32 protein-coding genes are annotated in these 23731 nt (G+C 67.9%); 13 read left to right on the top strand and 19 right to left on the bottom strand.

Annotated features, from left to right (window positions below; all coding sequences use genetic code 11):
- Nucleotides 1–195: 195 nt before the first annotated feature.
- From ACIA8D_RS04080 to ACIA8D_RS04065, 4 genes are all read left to right on the top strand, one after another.
- Nucleotides 196–522: a WXG100 family type VII secretion target gene (locus ACIA8D_RS04080; protein WP_399228475.1), complete on the top strand. Its 327-nt coding sequence runs from the start codon at nt 196–198 to the stop codon at nt 520–522.
- 40 nt (nt 523–562) lie between these two features.
- A complete protein-coding gene (locus tag ACIA8D_RS04075; RefSeq protein ID WP_399228473.1) occupies nt 563–1303 on the top strand; it encodes a hypothetical protein in 741 nt (246 codons plus the stop codon).
- Nucleotides 1304–1353: 50 nt separating this feature from the next.
- Nucleotides 1354–1785 (top strand): hypothetical protein, encoded by a 432-nt coding sequence (locus ACIA8D_RS04070; protein ID WP_399228472.1) that lies wholly within the window; start codon nt 1354–1356, stop codon nt 1783–1785.
- A gap of 91 nt (nt 1786–1876) precedes the next feature.
- On the top strand, nt 1877–2188 hold the full coding sequence (locus ACIA8D_RS04065) for a hypothetical protein (RefSeq protein ID WP_399228469.1): 312 nt from the start codon (nt 1877–1879) through the stop codon (nt 2186–2188).
- A gap of 180 nt (nt 2189–2368) precedes the next feature.
- Here the strand turns inward: ACIA8D_RS04065 and ACIA8D_RS04060 are convergent, their stop codons facing one another.
- The 6 genes from ACIA8D_RS04060 to ACIA8D_RS04035 form a co-directional block, all read right to left on the bottom strand.
- Entirely contained in the window at nt 2369–3070 is a 702-nt protein-coding gene (locus tag ACIA8D_RS04060; RefSeq protein ID WP_399228468.1) for an SMI1/KNR4 family protein, read from the bottom strand.
- Nucleotides 3071–3076: 6 nt separating this feature from the next.
- The gene (locus ACIA8D_RS04055) at nt 3077–3886 is read right to left on the bottom strand and encodes a hypothetical protein (RefSeq protein WP_399228467.1); all 810 of its coding nucleotides are present in this window, start codon (nt 3884–3886) and stop codon (nt 3077–3079) included.
- Nucleotides 3887–3968: 82 nt separating this feature from the next.
- Nucleotides 3969–4622 carry a hypothetical protein gene (locus tag ACIA8D_RS04050; RefSeq protein ID WP_399228464.1) on the bottom strand — a complete coding sequence of 218 codons (654 nt, stop codon included), beginning with the start codon at nt 4620–4622 and terminating at the stop codon, nt 3969–3971.
- On the bottom strand, nt 4619–5353 hold the full coding sequence (locus ACIA8D_RS04045) for a hypothetical protein (protein WP_399228462.1): 735 nt from the start codon (nt 5351–5353) through the stop codon (nt 4619–4621). Before ACIA8D_RS04045 ends, ACIA8D_RS04050 begins: the two co-directional genes overlap by 4 nt.
- 173 nt (nt 5354–5526) lie before the next feature.
- Nucleotides 5527–6777, bottom strand: coding sequence for an amidase domain-containing protein (locus tag ACIA8D_RS04040; RefSeq protein WP_399228461.1), 1251 nt, complete (start codon nt 6775–6777; stop codon nt 5527–5529).
- A gap of 2 nt (nt 6778–6779) precedes the next feature.
- Nucleotides 6780–7103 carry a type VII secretion target gene (locus ACIA8D_RS04035; protein ID WP_399228460.1) on the bottom strand — a complete coding sequence of 108 codons (324 nt, stop codon included), beginning with the start codon at nt 7101–7103 and terminating at the stop codon, nt 6780–6782.
- 268 nt (nt 7104–7371) lie between these two features.
- Between ACIA8D_RS04035 and ACIA8D_RS04030 the strand changes: the two genes are divergently transcribed.
- The 5 genes from ACIA8D_RS04030 to ACIA8D_RS04010 all read left to right on the top strand — a co-directional run bounded on the left by ACIA8D_RS04030 (nt 7372) and on the right by ACIA8D_RS04010 (nt 10834).
- The gene (locus tag ACIA8D_RS04030) at nt 7372–7542 is read left to right on the top strand and encodes a hypothetical protein (RefSeq protein WP_399228458.1); all 171 of its coding nucleotides are present in this window, start codon (nt 7372–7374) and stop codon (nt 7540–7542) included.
- A 124-nt stretch (nt 7543–7666) separates the two neighbouring features.
- Nucleotides 7667–8023 (top strand): hypothetical protein, encoded by a 357-nt coding sequence (locus ACIA8D_RS04025; RefSeq protein WP_399228457.1) that lies wholly within the window; start codon nt 7667–7669, stop codon nt 8021–8023.
- A 401-nt stretch (nt 8024–8424) separates the two neighbouring features.
- Nucleotides 8425–9084, top strand: coding sequence for a WXG100 family type VII secretion target (locus ACIA8D_RS04020; protein ID WP_399228455.1), 660 nt, complete (start codon nt 8425–8427; stop codon nt 9082–9084).
- Nucleotides 9072–9389, top strand: coding sequence for a hypothetical protein (locus tag ACIA8D_RS04015; RefSeq protein WP_399228452.1), 318 nt, complete (start codon nt 9072–9074; stop codon nt 9387–9389). Before ACIA8D_RS04020 ends, ACIA8D_RS04015 begins: the two co-directional genes overlap by 13 nt.
- A gap of 353 nt (nt 9390–9742) precedes the next feature.
- Nucleotides 9743–10834, top strand: a complete 1092-nt coding sequence (locus ACIA8D_RS04010; protein ID WP_399228450.1) for a hypothetical protein — start codon at nt 9743–9745, stop codon at nt 10832–10834.
- A gap of 22 nt (nt 10835–10856) precedes the next feature.
- Here the strand turns inward: ACIA8D_RS04010 and ACIA8D_RS04005 are convergent, their stop codons facing one another.
- The 5 genes from ACIA8D_RS04005 to ACIA8D_RS03985 form a co-directional block, all read right to left on the bottom strand.
- Entirely contained in the window at nt 10857–11474 is a 618-nt protein-coding gene (locus tag ACIA8D_RS04005) for a hypothetical protein (protein ID WP_399228449.1), read from the bottom strand.
- Between the two features lie 108 nt (nt 11475–11582).
- On the bottom strand, nt 11583–11873 hold the full coding sequence (locus ACIA8D_RS04000; protein WP_399228447.1) for a WXG100 family type VII secretion target: 291 nt from the start codon (nt 11871–11873) through the stop codon (nt 11583–11585).
- 107 nt (nt 11874–11980) lie between these two features.
- Nucleotides 11981–12307, bottom strand: a complete 327-nt coding sequence (locus ACIA8D_RS03995) for a WXG100 family type VII secretion target (RefSeq protein ID WP_356389436.1) — start codon at nt 12305–12307, stop codon at nt 11981–11983.
- Between the two features lie 298 nt (nt 12308–12605).
- Entirely contained in the window at nt 12606–13805 is a 1200-nt protein-coding gene (locus tag ACIA8D_RS03990) for a PE-PGRS family protein (protein WP_399228445.1), read from the bottom strand.
- Nucleotides 13806–13872: 67 nt separating this feature from the next.
- The gene (locus ACIA8D_RS03985; RefSeq protein ID WP_399228444.1) at nt 13873–14226 is read right to left on the bottom strand and encodes a WXG100 family type VII secretion target; all 354 of its coding nucleotides are present in this window, start codon (nt 14224–14226) and stop codon (nt 13873–13875) included.
- Between the two features lie 300 nt (nt 14227–14526).
- On the opposite strand from ACIA8D_RS03985, the gene ACIA8D_RS03980 reads away from it, so the two are divergent.
- A complete protein-coding gene (locus ACIA8D_RS03980) occupies nt 14527–15141 on the top strand; it encodes a hypothetical protein (RefSeq protein WP_399228443.1) in 615 nt (204 codons plus the stop codon).
- Nucleotides 15142–15159: 18 nt separating this feature from the next.
- Here ACIA8D_RS03980 and ACIA8D_RS03975 read toward each other — a convergent pair whose 3' ends face one another.
- From ACIA8D_RS03975 to ACIA8D_RS03965, 3 genes are all read right to left on the bottom strand, one after another.
- Nucleotides 15160–15690 (bottom strand): hypothetical protein, encoded by a 531-nt coding sequence (locus ACIA8D_RS03975; RefSeq protein WP_399228442.1) that lies wholly within the window; start codon nt 15688–15690, stop codon nt 15160–15162.
- 111 nt (nt 15691–15801) lie between these two features.
- Nucleotides 15802–16446, bottom strand: coding sequence for a hypothetical protein (locus tag ACIA8D_RS03970; protein ID WP_399228440.1), 645 nt, complete (start codon nt 16444–16446; stop codon nt 15802–15804).
- Between the two features lie 14 nt (nt 16447–16460).
- Nucleotides 16461–16814 (bottom strand): hypothetical protein, encoded by a 354-nt coding sequence (locus tag ACIA8D_RS03965; protein ID WP_399228439.1) that lies wholly within the window; start codon nt 16812–16814, stop codon nt 16461–16463.
- A 238-nt stretch (nt 16815–17052) separates the two neighbouring features.
- Here ACIA8D_RS03965 and ACIA8D_RS03960 point away from each other — a divergent pair, with 238 nt between their 5' ends.
- A complete protein-coding gene (locus ACIA8D_RS03960; protein ID WP_399228437.1) occupies nt 17053–17658 on the top strand; it encodes a hypothetical protein in 606 nt (201 codons plus the stop codon).
- Nucleotides 17659–17736: 78 nt separating this feature from the next.
- Here the strand turns inward: ACIA8D_RS03960 and ACIA8D_RS03955 are convergent, their stop codons facing one another.
- The 4 genes from ACIA8D_RS03955 to ACIA8D_RS03940 all read right to left on the bottom strand — a co-directional run bounded on the left by ACIA8D_RS03955 (nt 17737) and on the right by ACIA8D_RS03940 (nt 20362).
- Nucleotides 17737–18375, bottom strand: coding sequence for a hypothetical protein (locus ACIA8D_RS03955; protein WP_399228435.1), 639 nt, complete (start codon nt 18373–18375; stop codon nt 17737–17739).
- A 5-nt stretch (nt 18376–18380) separates the two neighbouring features.
- Nucleotides 18381–18731 (bottom strand): hypothetical protein, encoded by a 351-nt coding sequence (locus ACIA8D_RS03950; protein ID WP_399228433.1) that lies wholly within the window; start codon nt 18729–18731, stop codon nt 18381–18383.
- 41 nt (nt 18732–18772) lie between these two features.
- Nucleotides 18773–19930 carry a hypothetical protein gene (locus tag ACIA8D_RS03945; RefSeq protein WP_399228431.1) on the bottom strand — a complete coding sequence of 386 codons (1158 nt, stop codon included), beginning with the start codon at nt 19928–19930 and terminating at the stop codon, nt 18773–18775.
- A gap of 93 nt (nt 19931–20023) precedes the next feature.
- Nucleotides 20024–20362, bottom strand: coding sequence for a hypothetical protein (locus tag ACIA8D_RS03940; protein WP_399228429.1), 339 nt, complete (start codon nt 20360–20362; stop codon nt 20024–20026).
- Between the two features lie 315 nt (nt 20363–20677).
- Between ACIA8D_RS03940 and ACIA8D_RS03935 the strand changes: the two genes are divergently transcribed.
- Together ACIA8D_RS03935 and ACIA8D_RS03930 are read left to right on the top strand one after the other, a co-directional pair.
- Nucleotides 20678–21226 carry a hypothetical protein gene (locus tag ACIA8D_RS03935; protein WP_399228428.1) on the top strand — a complete coding sequence of 183 codons (549 nt, stop codon included), beginning with the start codon at nt 20678–20680 and terminating at the stop codon, nt 21224–21226.
- A 205-nt stretch (nt 21227–21431) separates the two neighbouring features.
- Entirely contained in the window at nt 21432–22175 is a 744-nt protein-coding gene (locus ACIA8D_RS03930; RefSeq protein WP_399228426.1) for a sporulation protein, read from the top strand.
- 83 nt (nt 22176–22258) lie between these two features.
- Here the strand turns inward: ACIA8D_RS03930 and ACIA8D_RS03925 are convergent.
- Nucleotides 22259–23731, bottom strand: a 1473-nt coding sequence (locus ACIA8D_RS03925) for an AAA family ATPase (RefSeq protein ID WP_399228425.1), incomplete at its 5' end; no start/stop codon positions are given.

The following is a 23731-nucleotide window of genomic DNA, read 5'->3' as shown; positions in this document are numbered from 1 at the left end:
CAGCTCAACTCGCGCGCTCACCAGGGCAGTTCCGGCGGCGACCGCAATGTCAGTACGGATTAGACCATTCACCACTTCCAGCGAGCGAGCAGGCGGCGCATCGAAAGCTTCCTCATCCATCAAGACCTACGCCACTCTTCCGCCTGGCCCATCAACCGGCAGGTAGGGTGCTTCGGACCGATTGGAGACGCACACATGGCATTCCATGTAGAACCGGACAGTCTGCGGAATTTTTCAAAGCAGCTCGGCCGGGCCGAGGCCGACACGCAACGTGCGCTGGAATACGTGCAACGCGACTGTTCCATCGGAACGTTCAGTAAGGGTCCGCTCTCAGAAATCGCCCACCTCTGGGGAGGGGGGCACGACAACGTCGTGGCGAACGTGCGCTCCGCCCTGGAACACCTCCAACAGGTCGTGGGTTCTTCAAAGCGGGAAATCACTCGGAGTGCAGACTTCTACGAGGAGACCGACCAGTCTCAAGCCTCCAAGATGGATGCCACTTATCCTAAGAGCAAGCGGTAAACGAGAAGAAGGCGCCGACGAATTGGCGTCAGGGGGGCCCATGGCCTTTGAAGACGCTACCGAGCCTAGCAAGCGGCTCAGCAAGCCGACGGTCGGCAAGGACGACGAACCCACCTCCACATACAGGGACCTCACGTCGTACGGCGACGTATTGAGCCCGAGCGCAATTGTGAGCAAGGGCCTTGAGCTCGCCTTCGACTTCAATCCGGTCGATGAGGCAAAGAAGGCCCTCGGGGGAAACTGGGAAGAGTATGCGGAGTGCGCCAAGGCATGGGGGAGTCTCAGTCAGTTCTGCAAGGACTTGGCCGAGAACATCAGGGCGGGCAACAAGGGGCTCGATTCCGCCTGGTCCGGCAACGCCGCAGATTCCGCGTACGTTTATTTGGAGTCCCTGGCCAAGGACGTCGAATCCTTCGCCGCAACTTTCGATGACCTCAAGGAAAATTACGAGGTCGTCACCGAAGGTGTCTGGCAGGCAGCCGAGGCCAGCGGCGACCTGCTCAGCGGAATCCTGGACCTCGCCATGATCGTCGGTATCACTGCAGCAGCCGGTGCATCGACCAGCTTCACTCTCGTCGGCCCCGTGGTCGCAGGCGGGGCCATCGCGGGCGAAGTTGCCGCGATGATGACCATGTACGCCCGGATCACAACCGTAATCTCAGAGGTCCAAACCATGACCAGTGCCGCTGTCGCAGCAGTGGAGCAGGTCAGCAGGCTCGGGCAGTCCAGTTTCGCGAAGTACCCACTGCCGGAAAAGGGTTACGACAATCCCGCAATTTAACGTGGAACTCCCATGCAAACACACGGCTGCGTAATCTGGAGTGAGGAATAGTGACCGATTCATCTGGAAGCCCTCGGGGGCAACAACACATCGACGATTCCGAGTTCCTGGAGATCGCTCGTGATCCCGCTCTCGCACGGCTGTTGCGCAAGCAGTTGGAGACGCTCGCGGAAGGCAGGTCCGGAAAAGTTCTTGCCGAGATGGCCTCTGAGGTGCTCGCCGGCCGCATCGGCCTCCGCGAAGCCGTACGCGTAGGTGCCTACGACGAGGCCCTGACCAGTGCTGCTGGAAAGTTCCAGGAAGGCTGGGACAACATGACGGAGTTCGAACGTTCCGAAGCCGAGAAGGAGGGATCACGAGTTCTCAGCCAGCAGCAGGAGGAGATCGACCAGGAGCGATTGTCACAGAACCCCTCCGGGACAAGGAACGGCGACTTTCGAGGTGGAAATCGCCACAGCTCCAAGGGCTGGAGCCTGTACTGAACATAAGAAATCATTCAGGGCAACTATCGGCCCCTCACATTCATTGCGCCTTCTGCGTCTAGCGTCAGGCGCGCCACCGCGGAGCCTCATCATGAATCCTGAACTTCCCGACCTTGATCGGCCATCTGACACCGACAAGCTCCACCTGCACAACCGAAGCATGGTCAAGATGATCGTGGTGGGCGGGGCCGTGCTCTTCCCCCTGGTGTGGCTGATCATGTCATTCGTCACCGGGAAGAACCTCTGGCTCGCAGCACTCAATATCGTCGGCATGTACGCCGGCGTCTACGTCATGTTCCTTGGCTGGCGGCGGGACAATCGGCAGCTGGTGTACCGCGGAGGGGCCATTGCTGCTGCCGTCTTTCTACTGACAGTCAGCACAGGGTCATACCTCTCCGCTTGATGCGAGCAGATTCGAGGCCGGCGTACGCCGCATCGAGCCGTCCGGCAGAACGGCCGCCTGCCGCCCGACCGGCCCGCGGGCCGGCATCCCCGTCATGCGGGCCCGCGTGGACAAGGGCTTCTCCTCGGAACACGGTCGAGGCCCGAACTCACCCGCTCCCGTCCATCGCCGCGACGACAGTCACCCGAAGGGATTCGCGCTCGGCAGACGCAGCGTCGCCCCGTCGGGGAGGTCGAACACCTGCTGGGCGATCGGTCCGCGGATCCGCATCGCGGTCGCCGCGTCCACGACCTTGAAGTTGTCGAAGTCGTAGCCGCCGCCCGCGACGAAGAAGCGGCGGGGGATCAGACGCTCGGCGGGGTCAAGCGCGCCGTTCGCCTTCTGGTACGCGTACGCGAAGCTCGCTGTGCCGTTGACGTCGGGGTCGTCGAGGAGCCACTGGGCCCAGTCGTTCAGGCTGGTGCCGAGTTCGGTCAGCTCGGCGGATTCCGGGTTGAGCGTGACGACCTTCGCACCGTCGACGATGCCGAATTGCGTGCCGAAGAGGTCCTGGCCGAAGCAGAAGATGTCGTCGGCGAGGTCGTCGTAGGTGTCCTTCCACGTGTCCTCGGCGTTCCAGGAAAGGAGGTCGGGGCCGAGGCCCTCGTCGCCCGCGCGGAACACCTGGACGCCGGCGTTGAAGAGGAAGAAGCCGTTCATGCTGGAGATGATCGTGCCGAGTTCGGCGAGCGGGCCGGTTTCCCAGCCGAAGTCGAGGTCGATGGCCGGGCCCATGGGGCCGCGGGCCCCGCTCAAGAGCCGTTCCAGAGCACCCTCGGATGTTGCGCCCTCGGGCGTCGCGTCGTCGGGTGTTGCGCCCTCGGGCGTCGCGTCGTCGGACATTCCCAATCACTTCGCTTCCGGGCCGATGGGCCGTGTCAGATAGTGCTCTCGTACCCGATCGGTGGTGACCAGGCGGAGGGTGGGCTGGAGAACGGGGGCCGTCGGGATGGCGTCCCACTTCTTGTACGGGTGCCATCGGCCATGTGCGGCGAGCTGCATGGCTTCGCCGCGCTCGATGTCCCCCTCGACCGCATACCATCCTGCCATCCACGAGCACTCGGCGTAGCGGGGAGGGGTGTGCCCGCCCCGCACGACGAGGTCGTGTGCGCGCGGGAAGTCGTTGGCGGTCCTGAGTGACATCCACACGACGTGCTGCTCGTCAGCGGTGAGCGTGTCGAAATCACGCTCCACCAGGGGCGAACGATGCTTGGCGCCCGACGGCGGAAGTGGTACTCCCCAGGGCCTGAAACCCGGCATCAGTTGGGCCAGGGGGCGCTGCGCCAGCTGCCCGGAGAGGAAGGACAGCCGCTTCTGCAGCACCCGACCCACCGGCAGTGTCTCCGCCACCGCGGCGAGGCGGTCCGCAAGGGCCTCTGGCGTGACGTCCGGTGTGGCCAGGAAAGCCTGGTCGAACGGCATGTCCTGGTCGCACAGTTCGCCGCCGCTCGGTCCGTCCGTCCGGATCAACGACTCGGCCAGCTCCGACGCCTCTGCGGTGCGGTCGAGCCACAGCAGGATCTGGATCGACGCGGCAGCCGCTTCCCAGGCGGGGCCCCGCGCGCCACCGGGCCGACGAGCGATCTCCAGCAGCTGAGGCAGTGCCTCCTGGAAGTGCCCCTCGCGGGCGTGTGAGATCAGCTTCTCGGCAGAGTTCATGAGGTCATCCTCTCCTTTGGCCTCTGGAACGGGGGCCTTCCACGGCGTCGCGCGTCGGTTGCCCCGGAACTCCGGCTCTCACTCACCGCACCGAGATCTTGACTCTGGTGCCGTCGGGTAAACCGCGTACTGCGCTGCCCATGGCCGACCCCGACCCTTGGTTGTCCTTCGCCGAGATGTACTGGACACTCGCACCCGCACCTCCCTCCTTGTACATGGCCGGAGGGTATTCGTCCCGGTCTCGCGGGCTGTCGGTCGGAATCCCGCGCAGCGAGTCGGCCCGGTTGTCGTCCGCCCCGTTCCTGTCGATGGTGAGGACGTTGGGCTTCGGGGTGTCCAAGTCGTTGTCGTCGCCGCGCCATATGGTGCCGCTCTGGGCATCCTCGATGTGCTGGGCGGACTCCGGGTACTTGTTCCTGTCGAGGACCAGTTCCGCGTCGTACTCGGTCCGCCCGCCGGTGCGCTGGTTGAAGTCGTCCCGCGCCGCGGCCTGTTCGCGCATTCTGCGTCGCGAGCCCTTGCCGGTCTCGCCGCCGTTCTTGGCGACCTTGTTCGCGAGGCTGATGAGCTCGTGGGCGTGCTGGCCGTCCGCGTCCTGGATGTTCTTGACGACCTTCTTGGTGCCGTCCCCGACCTGGCTGTACATGTCGCCCACGGCCTTGGCGGCGTCCTTGCCGAGTTTCCTGCCCATGCGCTGTGCGGCGTCTTCGAGCGCCTTGGCTATCGGGTGGCTCATCCGAACGACACTCCCGCCGCCGCGTTGCTGAACTTGACGGCATGTCCGGCGACGGCCTCGGAGTGCTTCTTGAAGTCGTCGGCGTGCTTGAGCAGTTCGTCCGGATGGACGGAGAATCCGGTGCCACCGCCCGCGTCGGCGGGGCCGGCGATCGCTTCGCTCGCGGACTCGACGCCCTTCAGGACCAGGCCCTTCAGCGCACGTCCCACGATGTCCTCGAGCGGCTCGACCGCCTGGGTCGCGAGCTGCGCGACCACCTCTTCCAGGGCACGTTCGAGGAGCTCGTTCACCACCTTCTTGGTGACCTGGATCAGTGCGGCCTCTGCCGCCGCTGCGGCCCCGAGCGTGACGATTGCCGTCGCGGCGGCCACCGCCAACTGGGCCGCGATGAATATGAGTTGGGCGATGACCGCCACCTTGGCCGCGACGATGACAGCCGCCGCGACCTCCAGGGCGACCGCAGCCATCTCGCAACCCTGCATGAGTTCGCTCATGTGGCTGGTCGCCATCCGGCTCCAGGTCTCGGCCAGCCGGTCGTACGACGACCCTTCGTAGCAGGCCGCCATGGCCTGGATGGTCGCGGACGCTTCCTCCTGGGAGGAGCCGATGTCCCCCGCGAAGGTGCGGACGTGTCCGGCGAACTCGTGGACCGCGTCCTCGTTCACCTGAGGCCAGTTCAGGCCCATCAGATCCATGACCCAGACGAGCTCGTCAGGTAACTCGATTGCCATGCGCTCCCCCTGTGTCCCCGTGGCGCAACTGCCGTTCTTGTGACAACAGTTCGAGGGTAGTTGCCCGGACGCGGCGCTTTCTCATCACGTGAGGTCATGTCAGGGCAAAGCGCGAGTCATTTTCAGCAGCAGGAGGAGCGGGACCAGCAGGGGTACGTAGCGGGGGGGCGGCATCAGTACCAGTTCGGGCTCGGGCGTACGAAGCGCAGGTTCTGGTCGCCCTGGTTCTTCTCGGTCGAGGGGAGACGGCCTTCCAGGCTGACGTTCTGGTACTCGTCGTTGTGCTGGGTGTACTTGATCTCGCCGTCCGGCATCACCGCGGTGACGATCGCCGCGTGGTGTGTGTTGCCCCTCTCGGCCGTGTCAACCGCGCCCGCCTGCTCGTAGTAGATGATGTCGCCCGGCTTCGCCTCCGACTGCGGGACCTGCGAACCGCCGTGCTCCAGCATGAAGTTCTGCTGGTTCTCGGCCGCGGCCCAACTGTCGGAGTAGGAGACACGCCTGTCGATCGCGTCGATTCCGGTACGGGGTCCTGCCATCCACGTGTCGTCGTCCGCGGGGCCCCAGAAGCTGGTCTTCTCCTTCATGCCCGAGTGCGAGAGGGCGTTGGAGACGAAGTTGGCGCAGTTGTTGCCGAAGTCGGTCGGGTCGGCCTTGTTCCAGTTGGCGAGGGCGTACTCGACCATCTTCACGCGGTCGAACTTGCCGTCGGTGCCGCGCAGTTCCCGCTGTACGTCGGCCGGGAGACCGTCGAGATCCGCGAGGGCGACGGGCTGGGCCAGCATCATGTCCTTGCGCTGCTCGGGGTTGAGGCCGTTCCACCAGCGGCGAACCGTCGCCTTGTCCTCGCCCACCGGGAGGTCGGCCGCGAGCATCCGCATCTGGACGTGCGAGGCGTGCTCCTGGAGGTCGCCGAGCGCCTTGTCCGGGTCGGCGACACCGGTCTGACCGGCGAGCTTCGCGAACTCGGATGCCGCCAACTCGTCTGCTGTGGTGACCTGTTCGAGGGCCTGGTCGATGAGGTCCTTCACCTGGGACTTGTACGAGTCCGCGTCCTCGGCTCCCGGCGACGGATCGGTGATCGTGCCGTCCGCGGCGACCTCCAGGCCGTGCCGCGCGGCGAGGTCCTGTGCGGCGTGCAGGGTGCTCTGCGCGGTCTCGATGGTCGTCGTCATGCCGTCGGCGACCATGTTGACCGCGAGCAGGATGTCGTACGCGGACTCCAGCTGGTTCGCGAGCTTCTCGAGCTCGGCCGCCGCCGTGGCACCGACCTCGTCCGTCCAGTTGTCGGCGAGCGGCTTGGCACCGTATTCGCGCAGGTCCTTCGCCGTGCCCAGGGCGTGCTTGGCGAGGGCGTGCCATTCGTCCGCGGCGGTCGCCCAGGTCTTCGGCTGGGCGCCTGCCACACCCTCGTACGCGACCATGGTCAGGCCCTCCCGAGGTCGGCCAGGCCCGCGCGCAGGCGCGATTCGGCCTCGGCGTCGGCGCGGTCGTAACCGTCCGCGGAGTCACGCAACTTCTCGCTCAGTTCGCCCATCCGCCGGGCGAGGGACACCATGTGCTCCTCCCACGCGTGCGCGCAGGCCCGCAGCTCGGCCGGGCTCCGCCAGCCGTGGCCGTGGTGGGACGCGGGTACCTCGTCGCTGGTGTCGAGTGCGTGGCCGAGGCGCTTGGCCGTCTGGCGGGCCAGGGACTCGGTGTCATCGGCCGTGGCGCGTACGCGTGCGGCGTTGATGTCGATGTCTGCCATGGGTTTTGGACAACTCCCCCGTTGTGAACCGCTGTTGGCGGTCGCCGGCCACCGCCCGGCCGCCGCTGTCGGTCGCCATTCGCCGGTTCGAATCCGGCGATCATCGTACGGGCCTCGGATCGGCGTCAGCGCGGCCACGTCGGTTCTCGGTGGCCTCAATGGTTCGGCGCACCCAGGTGGCCGGACTCGCGTTCCGCCTCGCCGAGCCACAGCCCGGCCCTGTCGATGCTCACCGTCGAACGGCGCGACGCAGGCGGAGATGAGGCTGGTGACGCTGACGAAGAGGATGAGCAGCCCCTGCACGATGCCGACGACGCCCTTCGGGCCGGGGTCGTCCGCACCGAGCCCGGCGGTGATCGCCACCCCGCCGAACGCCACGAGCAGCCCCACCGCCGTCCACACGACGCCGAGCGGCAGCGCCTCGGTCGCACCGCGCTGACCAGCGCGTACGACGGTGGCGCCAGGTGCCGGGGCGTGGGCGTGAGGTGTCGACATGGGCAGGGAGTGTAGGGAACCTGTCGCGTCGGGCACCTGGGAGATCGGTGGCGTCTAGGCTCCGCGACATGACTTACGGCTCGGAACTCGACGAACGGCTGAAGGCGCCCAAGACGCTCAAGACGCGGTTCCAGGGCCAGGGACGACAGCGGCTCGTGACGGACCGTCGACGCGCGGCCCGGCAGGCGCGCCGGGTGGCCGCGGGTGTCTCGGGGCTTGTCGCCCTCGTCGCCGTCGTCGTCACGGGCGTCCGCCTCGGCCAGGACAGCACGGCCGGGGTGTGGACGGTGCTCTACCTCGCGGGCGGTGTCGTGAGTGGGTGCGGAGTGCTGTTGGCACGGTTCGGGCGGACGCGGTGGGCTTTCGCGGCGATGTGCGTGGGGGCGGGGATCGCGACGTTGGGCGACGGGCCGATGTTCGGCTGAGAGATCCGGCGCTTCGCAGATGCTGCCACTGACCCTGAGTTGTTTCCCCGGGCGGCATTCCGGGCGGCATGACAACTTCCCCGACTGCGTCTGCCCACTCCGCTCCTCTCCCTGCCACCCACTCCCTGCATGACCACAACCTCTTCACACCCCCCAGCGGGGTCGACCTTCGCACGCAAAGGCCGACCCCAGGGGAGTTGAGCGCGTGGCCGACGACATGTACATCGACGAGCTGGAACTCACGAAGCTCGGAAAGAGCTTCGAGACGTACGCATCGACCTAGAGAGCTACGTCAAGGAGTTCAGTTCCAAGACCGGAAGCGAACAGATTCACGACGGATTCGGCATCCTCACGGAATCCGCGGACGACGCCATGGCCGACCTCTTCAAGGGGGACGGTCAGTGAGCGAGGAGGGCGTCGCGGAAAAGGTCTACGAAGCAGGAATCGAGATCGTCAATCCTGGTGGTCGCCCTGATGTCGTGCGGGACGCCGCTCGAGGCTGGCGGGCCATGAGCAAACACCTCGATTCGATGTTCTCCGAACTCGACAGGCAGGTGGAGAACACTCTTGGCGATCACTGGCGAGGCGATTCGGCAAATGCCTTCAAAGCACACTGGCACGAGCTGAAAAGGGCCGTCGACGACACGCTTCCCGTGTTCGAAGAGGCAGCCAAGGGCCTGGACGAGGCCGCGGACGCCATCGAAGAGATCAACGATGAGATCCACCAGATCTATCTGGAGATCGGCGTCTCGGTCGCGGCAGGCGTGGCCTTGTCCTTCGTCACCATGCGGTGCAGACCTTCGCGCGTGCGGGTAAGTGGCAGCGGCTCCTGGTGGAGATGGGCACCCAGTACGCGGGCGGATTCGCATCCGGAGTGGGCACCAGCATCGCCAGCGGCAAGGGGCCCGAATGGCGGGACAACGCCATCAATGCCGGGTACGGCGCGCTGGGCGGCGCGGCGGCGGGAGCAGCCATCGGTGGGCGTCTCGGAGGCGGGATCGCCGAGAGCGCGGTGTCCGGCGGCCTCGGCGGGGCCGGAGCGAGCGTCGTGGGAGACCTGACCAACAACGCGATCAAGGGCGAGGACAATGACTCCACCCAGATCGCCATCGGCGCCGTCGCCGGAGGGCTCGGTGGGGCCGCCGGAGGTGCTGCCACCCATCACGCCACGAACGTGCCGAGCGGCCTGAACGGGACACGTGAGCTCGGCATCGACGTCGGTATCAATGGCACTGTCGGGCTGGGGACCGGAGAGGCCGGAAACGACGTCAAGGACGTCCAGGAAGCCGCCTCGAAGTCGAATGAGAAGGGCGCGAACAGCGTGAAGGAAAGGCCTGACACCGAGCAGTTCGGGGCGTTCGGATGAGTGGGACGACTGGGGCGAGTGGGATGAGCGCGGGAGTTGTTCGGTGCGGGCGATGGGTCTGCGGAGGTGGACTTGTCGGTCTTCTTGTCCTGACCGGCAGTTGGCTGTTGTTGGGGGCCGGGGCCGTCAGGACCGCGTTGACATGGGCCGGGCTCGCGGTACTTGTGGTGTGTGTGCTCGCGGTCGCCGCGCAGGTGGTTTCCGGTGGGCCGGTTTCGCGCGCGGAGGCGTACGGGGCGGCGCTGGCGGCGGCTCGTGAACCGGGGGCGGGGCAGTAAGGATCGGTCGGCGTACCGGCCACCCTCCACGGCACCCGCTGGGGCTGGATCCGTGTCACGGCGGTCGCGGTCGCCGTGGCGAGCACGGCCGTGCTCGCCGTCTGCCTCGGCTTCGCCCAGCCCGAGCGTTCCGCGACGGCCGCCGCCGTCGCGGAGGCCGACCACGTGATCCAGGAGCTGCCGATCGTCGACGTGGGGGAGGTGGACGCCGCCGGGAGCAGCCCGCGGAGTTCGACCATGGCGGAGTACACCGTCGAACTGCCGTCGGCTGACGGAGGCAAGGCGGTTGCCGCGACGTTCCGCGCGTACAACGGCAAGGGCGTACGGGAGGTCGGCGAGACCTACCAGGTCGCCTACGCTCCGGCGCAGCCCGGTCTCGGGGCGGTCGGCGACACCTCGGTCGAAGCCGTCGAGGGGCAGCTCTCCGGACGTGCCCTGCCGCAGTGCAACTCCGTCGTGGTCGCGGCCGCGTGGGCGCTCGCGGTCGCCGTGTCAGTGGCCGTGGGAACCGGTGTCGCTTCGCGCCCGCGTGGTTCGCGGCGCGTGGGCGGCGACTGGGTCGCGCTGCGGGCGGTCGTCACCGGGCAGGCGGAGCACGTCGAGGAGGCCGGTGGCGGTGGCAGCGGCGGCGCCGGTTCCGGCGACAAGTCCGGGCGCGAGCAGAACGGGAAGAGCCCCAGCCGCTACGCCTGTCTGACCCTGCGGACCGAGGCGGGCGAGGACGTGCCGTTGGCGATCCCCGCGAAGCCGGCGGTCACGGCGCCGCTGCTCACCGGCGCGGCGGGGTGGGTCCTCTGGGACCCGGCGGGCAACGGCAAGGCCAAGGCCGCCGCGAACTTCGTCGCCGACGACGGCTGGCAGCTCCCCGGCCTCGTACCCGCAGCGGTCGCGACCCGGATCTCCGCCGCACCGCGCGACCCGGCGCCGATCGACCCCGACCGCCGCACACGGCTCCTCGAACTCGGCGGATTCTGGCCGCGCACGGTGGCGGTGGGCCTCGTGGTGGGGATGCTGGTCGCGGCGGCCGCCGTGGGCGCGCTGCTGCTTCCGGTCAACGGTGGGTGGCGGATCTGGACGGCCCTCGCGGTCGTCCTCGCGCCGCTCGCGGGACAGCTGCTGGCCGAGGAGTCCAACGGCTCAGTGGAGTTGAAGGAGCCCGCGGCGTAGATCTCCCCGGAGGAAGCCGTGTTCAGCGCACGCGCGCGGCGAACGGCGCCGCGTGCGTCGGCACCGACGCCACCAGCGCGATCCATGGACCGTCGGCGAAGACCAGATCGAAGCGGCCGCGTTGGACGAGGCCCTTGGGGTTCGCACGGATCCCGGCGACGGCGGCTCGCGGCGCCTCCCACTGAGGTTCGTACACCTCCTTGACCTGCCACAGCTTCGCGCGGTCGGCGAGCGCCAGGACCCGGTGGTCGGTCACGGCGAGCATGAGTGTCACTGCGGGCAGGAACGCGGCGCTGTAGTGCGTCGTCAGGAACTGCCCGGCCCGGCCCTCCCAGCCGCCGTGCAGGGCCTTGCCGTGTGCGGCCCGCGTCAGGGCGTTGTCGATCGCCCACTGGGGCGCCTCCATGGCCCTCTCGAAGCGCCCCATGGGCTTCGGTTCGCTCGGCCTCAGGAAGTTCCGCACGGTCCCGGGAAGCCGGGACTTGATCCGACGCTCCAGGTCGGACTGCTGCGGCCGCGGCCGCTGCAACCACAGCGGTGGGTCGGGCAGTCCTGGCGCCAACTGGCAGGCGCAGGCGGCGATCAGTTCCTCGCCCGGCCGCAGGCGCGGCTCGACCTGGCTGCGGTATTCCGGCTTCATCGAGTAGGTCCCCCCGTACATGCCACCGGGGGCGGCCGGTGCAAGTGCACCCGCCGCCCCCGGTCACGTATGGCTACGCGTCAGGCGTTACGCATCACGCGTCACGCATTACGACCAGACGCTGGTGTTCCGGCTCTCGGTCGCCTGGTAGTTCTGGGCGGCCGTGTCGAGCGCGCGGGCGATCGACTCGAGCGTCTGGTGCAGGGACGCGGCGCGCTGGTCCCACTCCTGCTGCTTGGCCTGGTAGCCCTCCTGGGCCGAACCTTCCCAGGTCGAAGCGATGCGCTTGACGCCGGCCTCGAGGTCGTCGAGCTGCTGGCGGACGTTGCTGGCCGTGGACTTGACGTCCTGCGAAGCCTGGGAAATGGTCTGGAAATTGACCAGAACCTGACCGGACATGATGTCTCCCCCGGGGGATGTTGGACGGAAAGGTGAAGAAGGATTACGTCGGTGACGCGCTGCCCGCTGTCGGCTCCTCGCGGCTCCGAATCAGCGGTCGGGGCGGCTCATCCGAAGGGAGAGGCCTCCGCGCCAGAGGCGACGTGCGAGATCGACGAGGCCTGCTCGTCCTCGGACGTCTGGTAGTTCTGGGCGGTCGCGTCGATCGCTTCCTTGATCTCGTTCAGCACGCGGTTGAGGGCGGTGGCGTCCTCGTTCACCTGGTTCTGCAGGTTGTTGTACGCAGTGGCCGCCTGGCCCTTCCAGCCAGAGGTGATCGAGTCGACCACCGTCTGCAGTCGCTGGATCTCACCCTGGATGGACTCGTTCACCTGGGAGATACGGCCGCTGAACGCGACCATCTCCTCGTGCGTCACATTAAATTGACCGGCCATGGCCACTAGCCCCCATGAGAATTCGACATCGGTCCCCGCGCCGCTCGACTCCCGAAGGGAACTGGGGCGCGGGTGGCACTTCTCGATAGTGCCGCGACAGTACTTTAGCCACAACTGACACGGTCACCCAAGGCGGTTCCCAGGTGACCGGCCGTGCCGTGACAGGATCCACACAATGTCACGGATCGCCACGGGGTCACACCGCTCACACAGGCCCCTTACGTCCGTTACATCAGTTACGACAGTTACGGCGGTTTCGCCGCTTACACGAATTACATCGGTTACGTCACCCGGAGGGTCACCCGAAGACCGACCTGGCGCGGGCGTCTTCCGTGGTGTGTCCGGAGCGACCGGACGAACCGGATGTGCCTGATGTGCCGGACCCGCCACTGCCCCCGTTGCTCGGCTCGGCACTCGGCTCCTCCGTCGCCGGCTGCTCGCTCCTCAGGCGTCCGAGGCCGCCCTGAGCCGCGTCCCCGAGCGCCCCGGTCGCACCCTCGACCGCGCCGTCCACCGCACCCTGGGCGGCCTCGCCCGGTGACGAGACCATCGATCTCGGGTCCAGCGCCTCCGTAACGGCTTCACCCGCTCCCGGCAGGCTCTCGGCGGTGCTGTCGACGATGCCCTGGGCCGCGGCCCCGGCACCCTGCCCCACGCCCTCGCCCGTCGCGTGGACGCCTTCGCCGATGCCCTCACCGACCGCGCCGAGCCCCGCGCTCGCTGCGCCACCCACCAGTCGCCCGGCCGGGCCGAACCGCCCCGCGGCCTCGTCGATGGCACCCGCGGCACCGCCCACGGCTTCCGAGGCGAACGTGCCCGCGCCGACCACGGCCGCCTCGCCCCACTTCATGCCGTCCTGCGCGCCGAAGTGGCTCTGCACACCTTGCTGTACGAGGTTCTGCCCGGCCGCCTTGCCGGCCTCGACGGCCGCTTCCTTCACCACGTCGAGGACGATTTCCTTGACCGACTGCACCGCCTGCTGCTCGACGGCCTGCGTCACCTGCTGGATGAGTTTCTGCTTCAGCTCGTCCAGGATGCGGCGCACCATGAGCCGGGTCGCCTGGGTCGCCCCGGCCGCGCCGATCTCCGAGAGCCCGAACGTCACCGGCGCCGCCGCCTGCGCCGCCGCGATCTCGAAGGCCAGCGCGATGAGCTGCGCGATCACCGCGATCTTGCTGGCCACGACGATGAGGGCGACCGCGTCGAGCGCGAAGGCGAGGATCTCCGCGGCCATCGCGGCGTCGTCGAGGTAGCCGCCGCCTCCGCCGCCCGAGAACTTCTTCCACGCGTCCTCGAAACCCTGGGTGGCGTCACCGGAGTTCGAGCCGAGTACGGCGTTCGCGGCGCTCGCACCGCCGTTCTGCGTGTCCCGTACTGCCGTGGCGAACTGGCGCCATGCCTCGGCCGCTTCGTGGATCTTGTCCTCGTCGGCGTCGGGCCAGCTGTAGCCGAGCAGGTCGAGAACCCATGCGACTTCGTCGGGCAGGGTCAATGCCATGCCGTGTCACTCCCCCGTGATTCGTGCGTGTGTGTTGGTGGTGGTACGTGTGTCACGCGCCCGGCGGTCAGAACTGCATGCCCAGACCCGGGCGGCTCGACTGCTGGCCGATCATGATCTGGGCCTGGTCGTCCTCGGTCACCTCGTACTGGGTGGCCATGACCTTCAAGTTGCCGCCGATCTTGCCCAGTTCGTCGGCGAGGTGCTCCATCGACGTCGCCATGCCTTCGCGCACCGGCTCGTAGATGTCGTTGAAGGTCCCGATGATGTCTTCGCCCCAGCCCTCCTCGGCGCTCTCAAGGGCGTCCTTGAGCTCCTTGGCCGCGGCCTTGAAGGACTTGCCCAACTCGCCGAAGCTTCCTGCTTGTTCCTTGAGCACCGCCGGGTCGACGTCGAAGCTGCCTGAGCCGAAACCTGCCATGTGCTCCCCCATGAATGTGCGTGCGTGTGCGCGCGTGTATGCGTCGCGCAAGTATGGGCCGGTGGCATGCAGTTGATGCGTACGGCGCCCCGAGCCCCCGGACGTAGATGTCCGACAACGCGACCTTAGTGATCCCGACACACAGGACTCGCCACAAAGTGCCGGTCTTCACCGCCTCCTCGCACGATTGCCATGTACCTGCGGTAGCGTTCCGCGACTGTCCACAACCGCATCCGTGAGGCGCGGTGAGGGCGGTACAGCGATCCGTTCGCCACAGGGGGAATCACCCGAAAGATGTCCATGGCTCCCGTACCCGCGCCGCCGAAGCACCAGGTCCCGTTCACGGCGCGCCTCATCGGTGTCGGCATCATGCTCGTCACGCTCGTCGGCAGCGGCATCTTCATCTGGCAGGCCACGTACGCAGCCGGGCTGCGCGGTTCGTACGGCGAGTTCACGGTGTCCCAGTGCTCGACGCGGACCGTCGGTTACCGCTCGCACGGCAAGCACCGCACGCGTGAAGAAGTGGAGTGCCAGGGGGAGTTCACCGCGGACGGCGGCAAGGGCGACGACCCCAACGCCCGCCTGGAGCCCGCGTCCTCGCACCCCACGGGCTCGAAGATCTCGGTGACGCAGACCGGCTCCGCCTCGACGCTGCCGAGCCACCAGTTCTCGTACGTCGAGGCCAACGCCTGGAACGCGGGCCTGATGTTCACCTTCGCCTTCGGGATGCTGATCGGCACCGCCCTGGGCGCCTTCGCGACGGTGAGCGGGTACACCGGGACCCGTAGCCGGGTGCCGTTCGGCACCGCGTGGCGCTCGACGGCGGGCGGCGCGACGCGGCCGGTCCTCTTCGCACTGGCCGGGGTCGGGGCGCTGGGTGTGGTGGTGTCGCTGTTGTTGGCGCTTGCGCTGTAGCCGTCGCCCGTCCGGGCCTCAGCGATACAGGAGCGACACGACCGCGCCCCATGCGGCGATGAGCACACCGGCGCCTGCGACCCCACAGAGGATGAGACGCACCGGCCCCCAGTCGCCCAGACCGCGCCACGCCTGTGCCAGGCCGATGCGGCCGTACGACGGGTCAGGGCGCCGATTCGTATAGCTGGGGCGCGGCGAGTAGCCGGTGAGGACGGCGAACAGGCCGCAGGTCACGGCGAACACCCCGGCCCCGACGAGGAAGAGGCCGCGGGAGAGCTCGCTCGGTTCGAGGCCGCGGATGGCGTACTCGGAGTACCCGTCCGGCAGCTTGTAGGCGTCCAGCCGCTCGCCCGGCTCGCCGCGACCGATCTTCTCCATCGAGACACCGGTCGCCGTATCGCCGTTGAACTTGTCCTCGAACGTGCCCTTGCACATGTAGTCGTGATCGGCGAGTTCACAGGACTGGACCTGGAACGTTCCGGGGCGGGCCGTGACGGTCACATGCCCGTCGAGGGCGCCGGCCCCGGCCAGCCCGAAGAAGAGACCCATGAGGATGACGAAGGTGCCGAGCAGCCAGCCGCCCAGGTGCCCAGGTGCCGAAGAACGTAGGCACTGCGCGACGCGAAGCGCTCCCCCAAGTCGTCGTTCTGCAACGTCATGTCACGCGCCCCCGGCCAGCCGGCTCCCGACGAACAGTACCGGGCACAGCACCGCCACGACGACGAGGATCGGCAGCGCGGGACCGCGTTCGTGCCGTACGACGTGCCAGCCCTCCTCCAGAGTGACCCGGCCGAAGCGGCGTTCGCGTTCGCGCCAGACGCCGATGAACGGGCCGTAGTGGAGGGCCGGTCGCGGCTGGTAGCCGGTCAGCAGGAAGAAGGCGCCGACGAGCCACAGCACATCCGTGACGCCGAGCCAGAACAGGGCCCGGGACAGCTTGCCCGTGGTGAGTTCGCCGTCGTCCGTGGACGTGTAGCCGTCGTCCGTCCTGAACGCGGGGATCGCGGCGCTCGGGATGGCATCGCGCTGCCACGTCATGGTGGCGCCCCCGCTCCGCTCACCGGTCTTGTCGTCCTCGAACGTGCCCGTGCAGGTGTACTCGGCGCCTGCGGGCTCGCACGACCGCACCACCAGCGAGCCGGGCCGCGCCGAGACCGACACATGCCCGTCGAGGTACCCGACGCCCGCCCAGGCCGTGGCGCAGCCGATGGCCACGATGCCCACGCCGACGATCCAGCCGAACATGCGCCGGAAGATGTAATCGCGCCGAGCCACGTACTGCTCGGCGGCCCCCGTGGATGTCACGTGTGTGCCTGTCCTCAACGAATCCGCCCGTCGCGCCCGGGCGCGTTCTTCGGGTCCTCGTCCGGGTCGTATTCGCGGACCTGCTGCCGTTCCTGCGGCGACATGTTCCGCCACTGCTCGCGCATCCCGGCCAGCCCCTCACCCAGGGCACGATGACCGGACGGCGAGTCCAGTACGTCCTTCAATTCCATACGTCCACCGAGGAGTTGACGCGCGAGATCTTGCAACGCGGGCGGCGCGTCCTTCATGTCGCGCACCTTGCGAAGCGACGCGGTGAGGTGCTCGTTCTGCTCCTCGGTGAGGTTCTTGTCCTCGATCGGATACTCACGCTCGCCCTGCGGACCGAATCCATTGCCACCACTACTCATGGTGTGTGGTGCCCCCTAGCTGTGTGTCTGTGGATGTGGCGAAGCGTCTTCACCGCCGCCGTCCGGCGCCTGGCTCGCGCGCGGGCTCAGGCGGGTCGCGTCGCGTCCCGTACCCTAACGGACCGGGCCGCCGGGCCCGCGACCATATCCCCCCCCCCACCGAAGGTCGGTAGTCGTGAGTCAGCCTGTGCAGGCGCAGCCGAAGACCCGCTTGCGGGATCGCGGCATTCTCGGATTCATGTTCGTTGCGATCTTCGTGGTGATGGCGGCCTGGTTCTCGTTCCAGGCCGTCTACTCCAGCGGAAGTATCGGAACAGGCGGGACATTCACGGCGACTTCATGCGAGGAGTCCTTCGGTAGGACTCCCGGCGGCTCCCACAGGAACGGCTCCTCGCACGAACCGCAGGTGACGTGCGAGGGCGCGTTCCGTCCCGACGGGGGTGCCGCGACCGCCACATCCGTCCGTATGACGCTGCATCCCGGGGACGCCCCGGTCTCGGACGGCGACGAGTACATCCGCCGGCTGATGGACTCCGGGGGCAAGGGCACGGAGCTGCACACCGCCCGCCTGAACCCCGACTCGGCGATCGGAAGCGTCCTCGGCGAGTTCAACACGTCGAATCCGGAGAAGACTGAGCAGTCCGTGCTCGCCGTGCTGTTCAGCCTCTTCTTCCTCGCGGCCGGGATCTTCTGCCTCAGGGCAGACTGGCCGCGCGGCGGCGGCGGGAGCGTCCCGCTCAAGGTCGCCTGGAGCCAGAGTGTCGGCGCCGGGACGCGCGGCACCGTGATCACCGTCGCCGCCGTGGCGGTCGTCGGCATCGTGCTGACGCGAATCTTCATCTGACCGGTCACACACGTGGGCCCCGAGTCAAATACGACTCGGGGCCCACGACGTTTCCGCCACGACGTTGCCGCGTATGCGTTACGCCAGGAACGTCACCAGTGGTCCCGTCACCAGCAGCACAAGACCCAGGACGCAGAAGCCGACGATCGACCACAGGAGCAGAGCGCGGGAGCGCACGATCTGCCACGCCTCCCCGAAAGAGACCCGACCCCAACGGGACCAACTGCCGGACATCCGCGACGGACGCGGCGTGTATCCGGTCGCCAGGAAGAAGGCGCCGACGCCGATCATCAACACGGCAGCACCGAACGCCATCGACGCCCCACCGAGCATCCCCGTGGTGACCTCCCCCGGGTTGCCGTACGAGTAGCCGCCGTCCGGCGCCCGGTTCACGGCCGCGAGTCCGCCCTTGACCTGCTCGGTGGGCACCACGAAGACGGCGTCGTCGAACACGCGGTGGTCCCCAGTGTCCTCCCGGAACGCGCCCGTGCAGCGGTAGTCGTCCCCGGCGGGCGCGCACGCGGCGAACTTGAACAGTCCGGGTGTGCCGGCTCCGTCCTGCGGGGTGACATGCCAGCCGACCCAACCGCCTGCGGAGATCAGAATCTTGATGGCGAACACGACGAACACGGCGCCGATGATCCAGCCCGTACCGCGCCGGTACACGAACGAGCGACGGTCCCGATGGCGCTGCCACGCCTCGCTGTTGGTGGCCATGGTTACTAGCGGATCCTGCCGTCGCGTCCGGGGGCGTTCTTCGGGTCCTCGTCCGGGTCGTAGTCCCGGACCTGCTGCCGCTCCTGCGGAGACATGTTCCGCCACTGCTCCCGCATGCCGGACAACCCCTCACCCAGAGCACGATGCCCCGACGGCGAGTCCAGCACGTCCTTCAACTCCATACGCCCACCCAGAAGTTGACGCGCCAGATCCTGCAACGCTGGCGGCGCGTCCTTCATGTCACGCACCTTGCGGAGCGACGCGGTGAGGTGCTCGTTCTGCTCCTCGGTGAGGTTCTTGTCCCCTATGGGGTACTCGCGCTCATGCTGCGGGCCGAAGCGGTCTCCGGTGCTCATGATGTCCTGGTCTCCTCGTCGGGGCGTGTCGGTGTGGCCGGTCAGCCGAATACGGTGCGGACGCGGTCGTTCTCGGGAACGCCCTCGGCGCTCGTCGCGCTGCCCTGCCTGGGCTCCGGCGGCGCCTGGGCCGCGGCGGCCTCCGGCGAGGTGCCGTTGCCCGACTCCTGCGAGGTGCCTTCTCCTGATCCCTCGGTCGTACCGCCACCGGACTCCTGCGACGTCCCACCGCCGGACTCCGACGTCGTGCCACCGCCGGAACCCTCGCCAGACGTTCCGCCGGACTCCGACGTCGTGCCGCTGCCCGACTCCTCGCCCTTCTTCTCCGTGAAGTTGTTGAAGAGCTCGCCGGAACCCTGCGCCATCTTCGACAGGCCTTCAGAGTCGCCCTGGGCCACACCGATCGCGCCCTCGACGACCTTGCCACCGGCCTTCGTCTCGAAGTGGTAGCCGGAACCGTCGTCGTCTTCCTTGATCTCGCCGGCGACCTTGCCCAGCACCGGGTTGGCGGCGGCGACGCCGAGAGACGTCAGGTTCTCGCCCCAGCTGCCGCCCGCGCCGAACGATGCCTTGATGCCCTGGGAAGCCAGCTCGCCGGCCACTTTCTTGCCGACATCCTTCGCCAGGTCGACGGCCATGTCCTTGGCCTTGACGACGACGCGCTCCTTGACGGCCTTGATGACCGCCTCCTCGACCTTCTGCGCCGCTTCGGTCAGGGCCCGCTTGACCAGCATCCGGATCATGACGACGCGACCGGCGAGCGCGGCCTCGGACGCGCCGAGCGTGACCGGAGCGGATGCCTGGGCGATGGCGAACTCGATTGCCAGGTCGATGAGTTGGACAATGACGAAGATCTTCAGGGCGATGACGGCGATCGCGCAGATCTCGAGCATCAGGGCCAGCACTTCACCGGCGCCGGCGAGTCCGTCCAGGTATCCGATCCCGTGTCCACCGATACCGAGACCGTTGTCGGCGAACTTGCCCCACTCCTTCATGAAGGCGTCCGCGGCGTCGCCGACGTGCGCGCTCATGACGAGACTGGCCGCCGTATTGCCCTGCTCCTGGTACTCGGAAACGGCCTGACCGAAGTCACGCCATTCCTGAGCGGCCTGATAGAGCAGGTCCTCATCGATATTCGGCCATTCAAAGCCCAGCAGATCGAGAACCCAGTCGAGCTCCCCGGGCAACATAATGGACACGGGATTTTCCCCTCAGGACACAGAGTTGCGCCGCCGTATCGGCGCACGCGGATGGGACACGGACGGGCGACCCGACGGCCGCGCGCGATCGGCTCAGCCGTGACGCTGCTGAGCCGCCTGCTTCAGCGCGTGGTAGTGATCCTCTTCGGTCTGCTCGTAGCTGCGCGCCGTGGAATCGAGCTTCTCGCCCACGCCCTTGAGAGCCTCACCGAGGTGATCGAGGGCACCGAGGATGCCTCCGCTCACCGGCCCGTACACATCGAGAAGCGCGCTGACGAGCTTGACGTCGTCCTCGCCCCAGCCCTTCTCGAGCGCCTTGATCCGTTCCTCGAATGCCTTCGCCTTGGAGGCGAAATCGCTCGCCATCCGGTCAAAGCTCCGAGCCTGCGCCTTAAGGACGTCCGGATCGACATCGAACTGCGGGCCCGCCATGTCATCCCCCTGCTGCCTGTCATCGTCGGGACCACAGTCGAATCCCGGCCACTAGGTTAGTCGACAGCCGCATCGGCCAGAGCCGGACAAACGGCATCTTCACACGTCACACGCAACGCAGTCACCGTGGTCCGCCAGAGTTCTGCTGCCATTCGACCGCCCGGACGTCGATGCGCGACAAACCGATTCGGCCAACCGGCAAAGATCAATTTCAAGTGGCCGCCCGTCGCTCACCGCCGGCCACCCGGGGGCCTCATGCCATCAGCGCACCTGCCGCCACCACCCGCCAAGGGAGTCGCGGGGGCTTCGCAGCCCATGTCCGACGTCGCCCCGCCGTCGCCGCTCGGGCGCGTGTTCGGCATCGTACTGGTGGTGCTGACCGTCGGCGGCATGTGCTGGACCTTCTTCAACGCCACCATGTCCAGCGGATACGTCGGCTCGCACGGAAAGCTCGCCGTCAGCAAGTGCGCGGCAGACTACAAGGAGGGCAAGTCCGCGAACGTGGGACCTGTGGCCTGCCAGACGACGTGCCACGGGACCTTCCGCCCGTCCGACGGAGACGTCGTCGACCGGTCCGCTCAGATCACATGGAGCATGAACAGCGCTGAGTCCGACGCCGCCAAGAAGGTCACCACGGAGCACGCCGACGAGATCGCGGTGAACCGTGCCGACAGCGGCACGCGTGCCATCACCAACGTGGAATCCGTGGCCAACTACCTCTGCGGCGGCTTCTTCCTTCTGCTCGTATTCACGTACGGGTTCAAGTGCGCGCTGACAGGATCCTTCCCGAAGGCAGGCATCGGTCCTTCTTCGAAGCAGGCGGACCAACTGATTCCCAAGCAACTGAAGTCCACAGAGGAATGACTGTGGGTGATCGGCGGAATCGGGCTTGTCCTCGCGGTTCTTTTCCGTCTCGCCGTTGGCGTCTTCGGACTGGCCGCGCTGCCCTTCCAGTGAGGTCGATTTCACACCATGCGCCCAGGCTCATGATTTAGTGTCGCGGCGGCGGGTCGGGGCGGGTGCCTGGATGGTCCGGGTGGTGGTGCCGGCGGCCCGGGGAGTGGGATTCGTGGCTTTTCGGAAGTTCCTCAGTTCGCTCGGGGTCGGTGCGCCCGAGGTCGAGACCACGCTCAGTGCGAGTGCCGTACGGCCGGGGGATCAGCTGCACTGCAATGTGCAACTGCAGGGCGGTTCCGTGGACATCGAGGTCGAGCGGGTCCGGATCGAGATCGTCACCCGGTTCGAGGACCGGGAGGAGACCGAGACCCTGTGGGGCAATCCGGGTGTCGTCAAGTCCCTCGTGCTCGGTGAGAAGTTCGAGCTGAAGGCCGGGGAGACGAAGGACGGGCAGGTCACGTTCGAGGTCCCGTGGGAGACCCCGTTGACGCACATCCTGGGCGGGCGGCCGCTCAAGGGGGCGCGGGTCGCGGTGCGCACCGAGCTGACCGTCGACAACGCCGTGGACCGCGGCGACTTCGACGAGATCCAGGTGCACGCGCTGCCGGCGCAGGACGCGCTGCTGCAGGCGTACGCCAACCTCGGCTTCCGCTTCGACGAGGCGGAGGTGAAGAAGGGGACCCCGAGCGGCGGCCGGAACTCGCAGACCGATTACTGGCAGGAGATCGAGATGTGGTTCCCCGCCGACTACCGGCGGCAGGGCGGGCAGTTGGAGACGGTGTTCGTGGCGCGCCACGACTCGCTCGACCTGATCACCGGCCCGCACGGGCCGTACCCTTTCTCGTACAGCAACATCGATGTGCAGGCGTGGACCGCCTGGCTCGACCAGCATCTGCGGGCGACCTTCCAGCGGTGAACCCGTAGCGAACAAAGCACCACGCATACGAGTGAGGGGCTACGTCCGACGCGGACGTAGCCCCTCACTCGTACTGCTGTCGCCTACTGCGGCGGCGGCTGCTGCGTCCAGCCGGACGGCAGGCCGCCGCCACCCGGCTGCTGCGGCGGTTGCTGCTGGGGGGCCTGCGGCGGCTGTTGCTGCGGGTAGCCGTAGCCCTGCTGGCCCGGCTGCGGGGCCGGCGGCTGCTGCTGGCCGAAGCCCTGCTGCTGCTGCGGGAAGCCGGCCGGGGGCATGCCCGGCTGCTGCTGGCCGCCGTACATGCCGCCCGCCTGCATCTGCGCCTCGGCGCGCTGCGCGAAGTCCTCGGCGATCAGCGCGGCGATCTCGAAGTACGCCTCACGCGTCTTCGGGCGCATCATGTCGAGGTCGACCTCGGCACCCGCCGCCAGGTGCTCGTCGAACGGGACGACGACCACGCCGCGGCAGCGCGTCTCGAAGTGGCTGACGATGTCGTCCACCTTGATCATCTTGCCGGTCTCTCGGACACCGGAGATGACCGTGAGGGAACGCTGGACGAGGTCCGCGTAGCCGTGCGCCGACAGCCAGTCGAGGGTCGTGCTCGCGCTGGACGCGCCGTCGACGGACGGCGTCGAGATGATGACCAACTGGTCGGCCAGGTCCAGGACTCCGCGCATCGCCGAGTAGAGCAGACCGGTGCCCGAGTCGGTCAGGATGATCGGGTACTGCTTGCCCAGGACGTCGAGCGCGGAGCGGTAGTCGGCGTCGTTGAAGGACGTCGAGACGGCCGGGTCCACGTCGTTGGCGATGATCTCCAGGCCGGACGGGGCCTGCGAGGTGAACCGTCGGATGTCCATGTACGAGTGCAGGTGCGGGATGTTCTGCACCAGGTCGCGGATGGTCGCACCGGTCTCGCGACGCACACGGCGGCCGAGCGTGCCGGCGTCCGGGTTGGCGTCGATCGCCAGGATCTTGTCCTGGCGCTCCGAGGCGAGGGTCGCGCCGATCGACATCGTGGTCGTCGTCTTGCCGACGCCGCCCTTGAGGCTGATCACGGCGATGCGGTAGCAGGACATGACCGGCGTACGCATCATCTGGAGCTTGCGCTGCCGCTCGGCCTCCGCCGCCTTGGCGCCCAGCTTGAACTTGCTGGGGCCCTTGTTGTTGTTCTTGCGCTTGGGCTGGTTGCGCAGCAGACGGTCCGAGCTGAGCTCGACCTGCGCGTTGTAGCCGAGCGGCGCGCCGGGCGCCGAACGCTGCTGGCCCGCACCCGGGTCCCAGCCCGCGCGCGGGTCGACGGCCGGCTGCGGATACGCGTTCGGGGCGGGGGCCCCGGGAGCGGCCTGCTGGCCCGGGGCGGGCTGGCCGGGGGCCGACTGACCCGGCGCGGGCTGGCCCTGCTGAGGCGGCTGCCCGTACGGGCCCTGCGGCGCGGGCGGCGCCTGGGCCGCCGGGTCCTGGCCGGGGACGGGCTGACCCGGCTGACCGGGAGCGGGCTGCGCCTGGGGCTGGGGCTGCGCCGGAGGCTGCGGCTGACCCGGCTGCTGCTGCGGCGG

The organism is Streptomyces sp. NPDC051684 (assembly GCF_044453445.1).
Taxonomy (GTDB): domain Bacteria; phylum Actinomycetota; class Actinomycetes; order Streptomycetales; family Streptomycetaceae; genus Streptomyces.
The sequence above is the reverse complement of the archived record's forward strand: the minus strand, read 5'-3'. Positions and strand labels throughout refer to the sequence as shown.

Bases quoted from the DNA above. Each gene is read 5' to 3' on its own strand.
- ACIA8D_RS04080 (WP_399228475.1), top strand. From the start codon at position 196: ATGGCATTCCATGTAGAACCGGACAGTCTGCGGAATTTTTCAAAGCAG.
- ACIA8D_RS04075 (WP_399228473.1), top strand. From the start codon at position 563: ATGGCCTTTGAAGACGCTACCGAGCCTAGCAAGCGGCTCAGCAAGCCG.
- ACIA8D_RS04065 (WP_399228469.1), top strand. From the start codon at position 1,877: ATGAATCCTGAACTTCCCGACCTTGATCGGCCATCTGACACCGACAAG.
- ACIA8D_RS04060 (WP_399228468.1), bottom strand. From the start codon at position 3,070: ATGTCCGACGACGCGACGCCCGAGGGCGCAACACCCGACGACGCGACG.
- ACIA8D_RS04055 (WP_399228467.1), bottom strand. From the start codon at position 3,886: ATGAACTCTGCCGAGAAGCTGATCTCACACGCCCGCGAGGGGCACTTC.
- ACIA8D_RS04050 (WP_399228464.1), bottom strand. From the start codon at position 4,622: ATGAGCCACCCGATAGCCAAGGCGCTCGAAGACGCCGCACAGCGCATG.
- ACIA8D_RS04045 (WP_399228462.1), bottom strand. From the start codon at position 5,353: ATGGCAATCGAGTTACCTGACGAGCTCGTCTGGGTCATGGATCTGATG.
- ACIA8D_RS04040 (WP_399228461.1), bottom strand. From the start codon at position 6,777: ATGGTCGCGTACGAGGGTGTGGCAGGCGCCCAGCCGAAGACCTGGGCG.
- ACIA8D_RS04035 (WP_399228460.1), bottom strand. From the start codon at position 7,103: ATGGCAGACATCGACATCAACGCCGCACGCGTACGCGCCACGGCCGAT.
- ACIA8D_RS04025 (WP_399228457.1), top strand. From the start codon at position 7,667: ATGACTTACGGCTCGGAACTCGACGAACGGCTGAAGGCGCCCAAGACG.
- ACIA8D_RS04005 (WP_399228449.1), bottom strand. From the start codon at position 11,474: ATGAAGCCGGAATACCGCAGCCAGGTCGAGCCGCGCCTGCGGCCGGGC.
- ACIA8D_RS04000 (WP_399228447.1), bottom strand. From the start codon at position 11,873: ATGTCCGGTCAGGTTCTGGTCAATTTCCAGACCATTTCCCAGGCTTCG.
- ACIA8D_RS03995 (WP_356389436.1), bottom strand. From the start codon at position 12,307: ATGGCCGGTCAATTTAATGTGACGCACGAGGAGATGGTCGCGTTCAGC.
- ACIA8D_RS03990 (WP_399228445.1), bottom strand. From the start codon at position 13,805: ATGGCATTGACCCTGCCCGACGAAGTCGCATGGGTTCTCGACCTGCTC.
- ACIA8D_RS03985 (WP_399228444.1), bottom strand. From the start codon at position 14,226: ATGGCAGGTTTCGGCTCAGGCAGCTTCGACGTCGACCCGGCGGTGCTC.
- ACIA8D_RS03980 (WP_399228443.1), top strand. From the start codon at position 14,527: ATGGCTCCCGTACCCGCGCCGCCGAAGCACCAGGTCCCGTTCACGGCG.
- ACIA8D_RS03975 (WP_399228442.1), bottom strand. From the start codon at position 15,690: ATGGGTCTCTTCTTCGGGCTGGCCGGGGCCGGCGCCCTCGACGGGCAT.
- ACIA8D_RS03965 (WP_399228439.1), bottom strand. From the start codon at position 16,814: ATGAGTAGTGGTGGCAATGGATTCGGTCCGCAGGGCGAGCGTGAGTAT.
- ACIA8D_RS03960 (WP_399228437.1), top strand. From the start codon at position 17,053: ATGTTCGTTGCGATCTTCGTGGTGATGGCGGCCTGGTTCTCGTTCCAG.
- ACIA8D_RS03955 (WP_399228435.1), bottom strand. From the start codon at position 18,375: ATGGCCACCAACAGCGAGGCGTGGCAGCGCCATCGGGACCGTCGCTCG.
- ACIA8D_RS03950 (WP_399228433.1), bottom strand. From the start codon at position 18,731: ATGAGCACCGGAGACCGCTTCGGCCCGCAGCATGAGCGCGAGTACCCC.
- ACIA8D_RS03940 (WP_399228429.1), bottom strand. From the start codon at position 20,362: ATGGCGGGCCCGCAGTTCGATGTCGATCCGGACGTCCTTAAGGCGCAG.
- ACIA8D_RS03935 (WP_399228428.1), top strand. From the start codon at position 20,678: ATGTCCGACGTCGCCCCGCCGTCGCCGCTCGGGCGCGTGTTCGGCATC.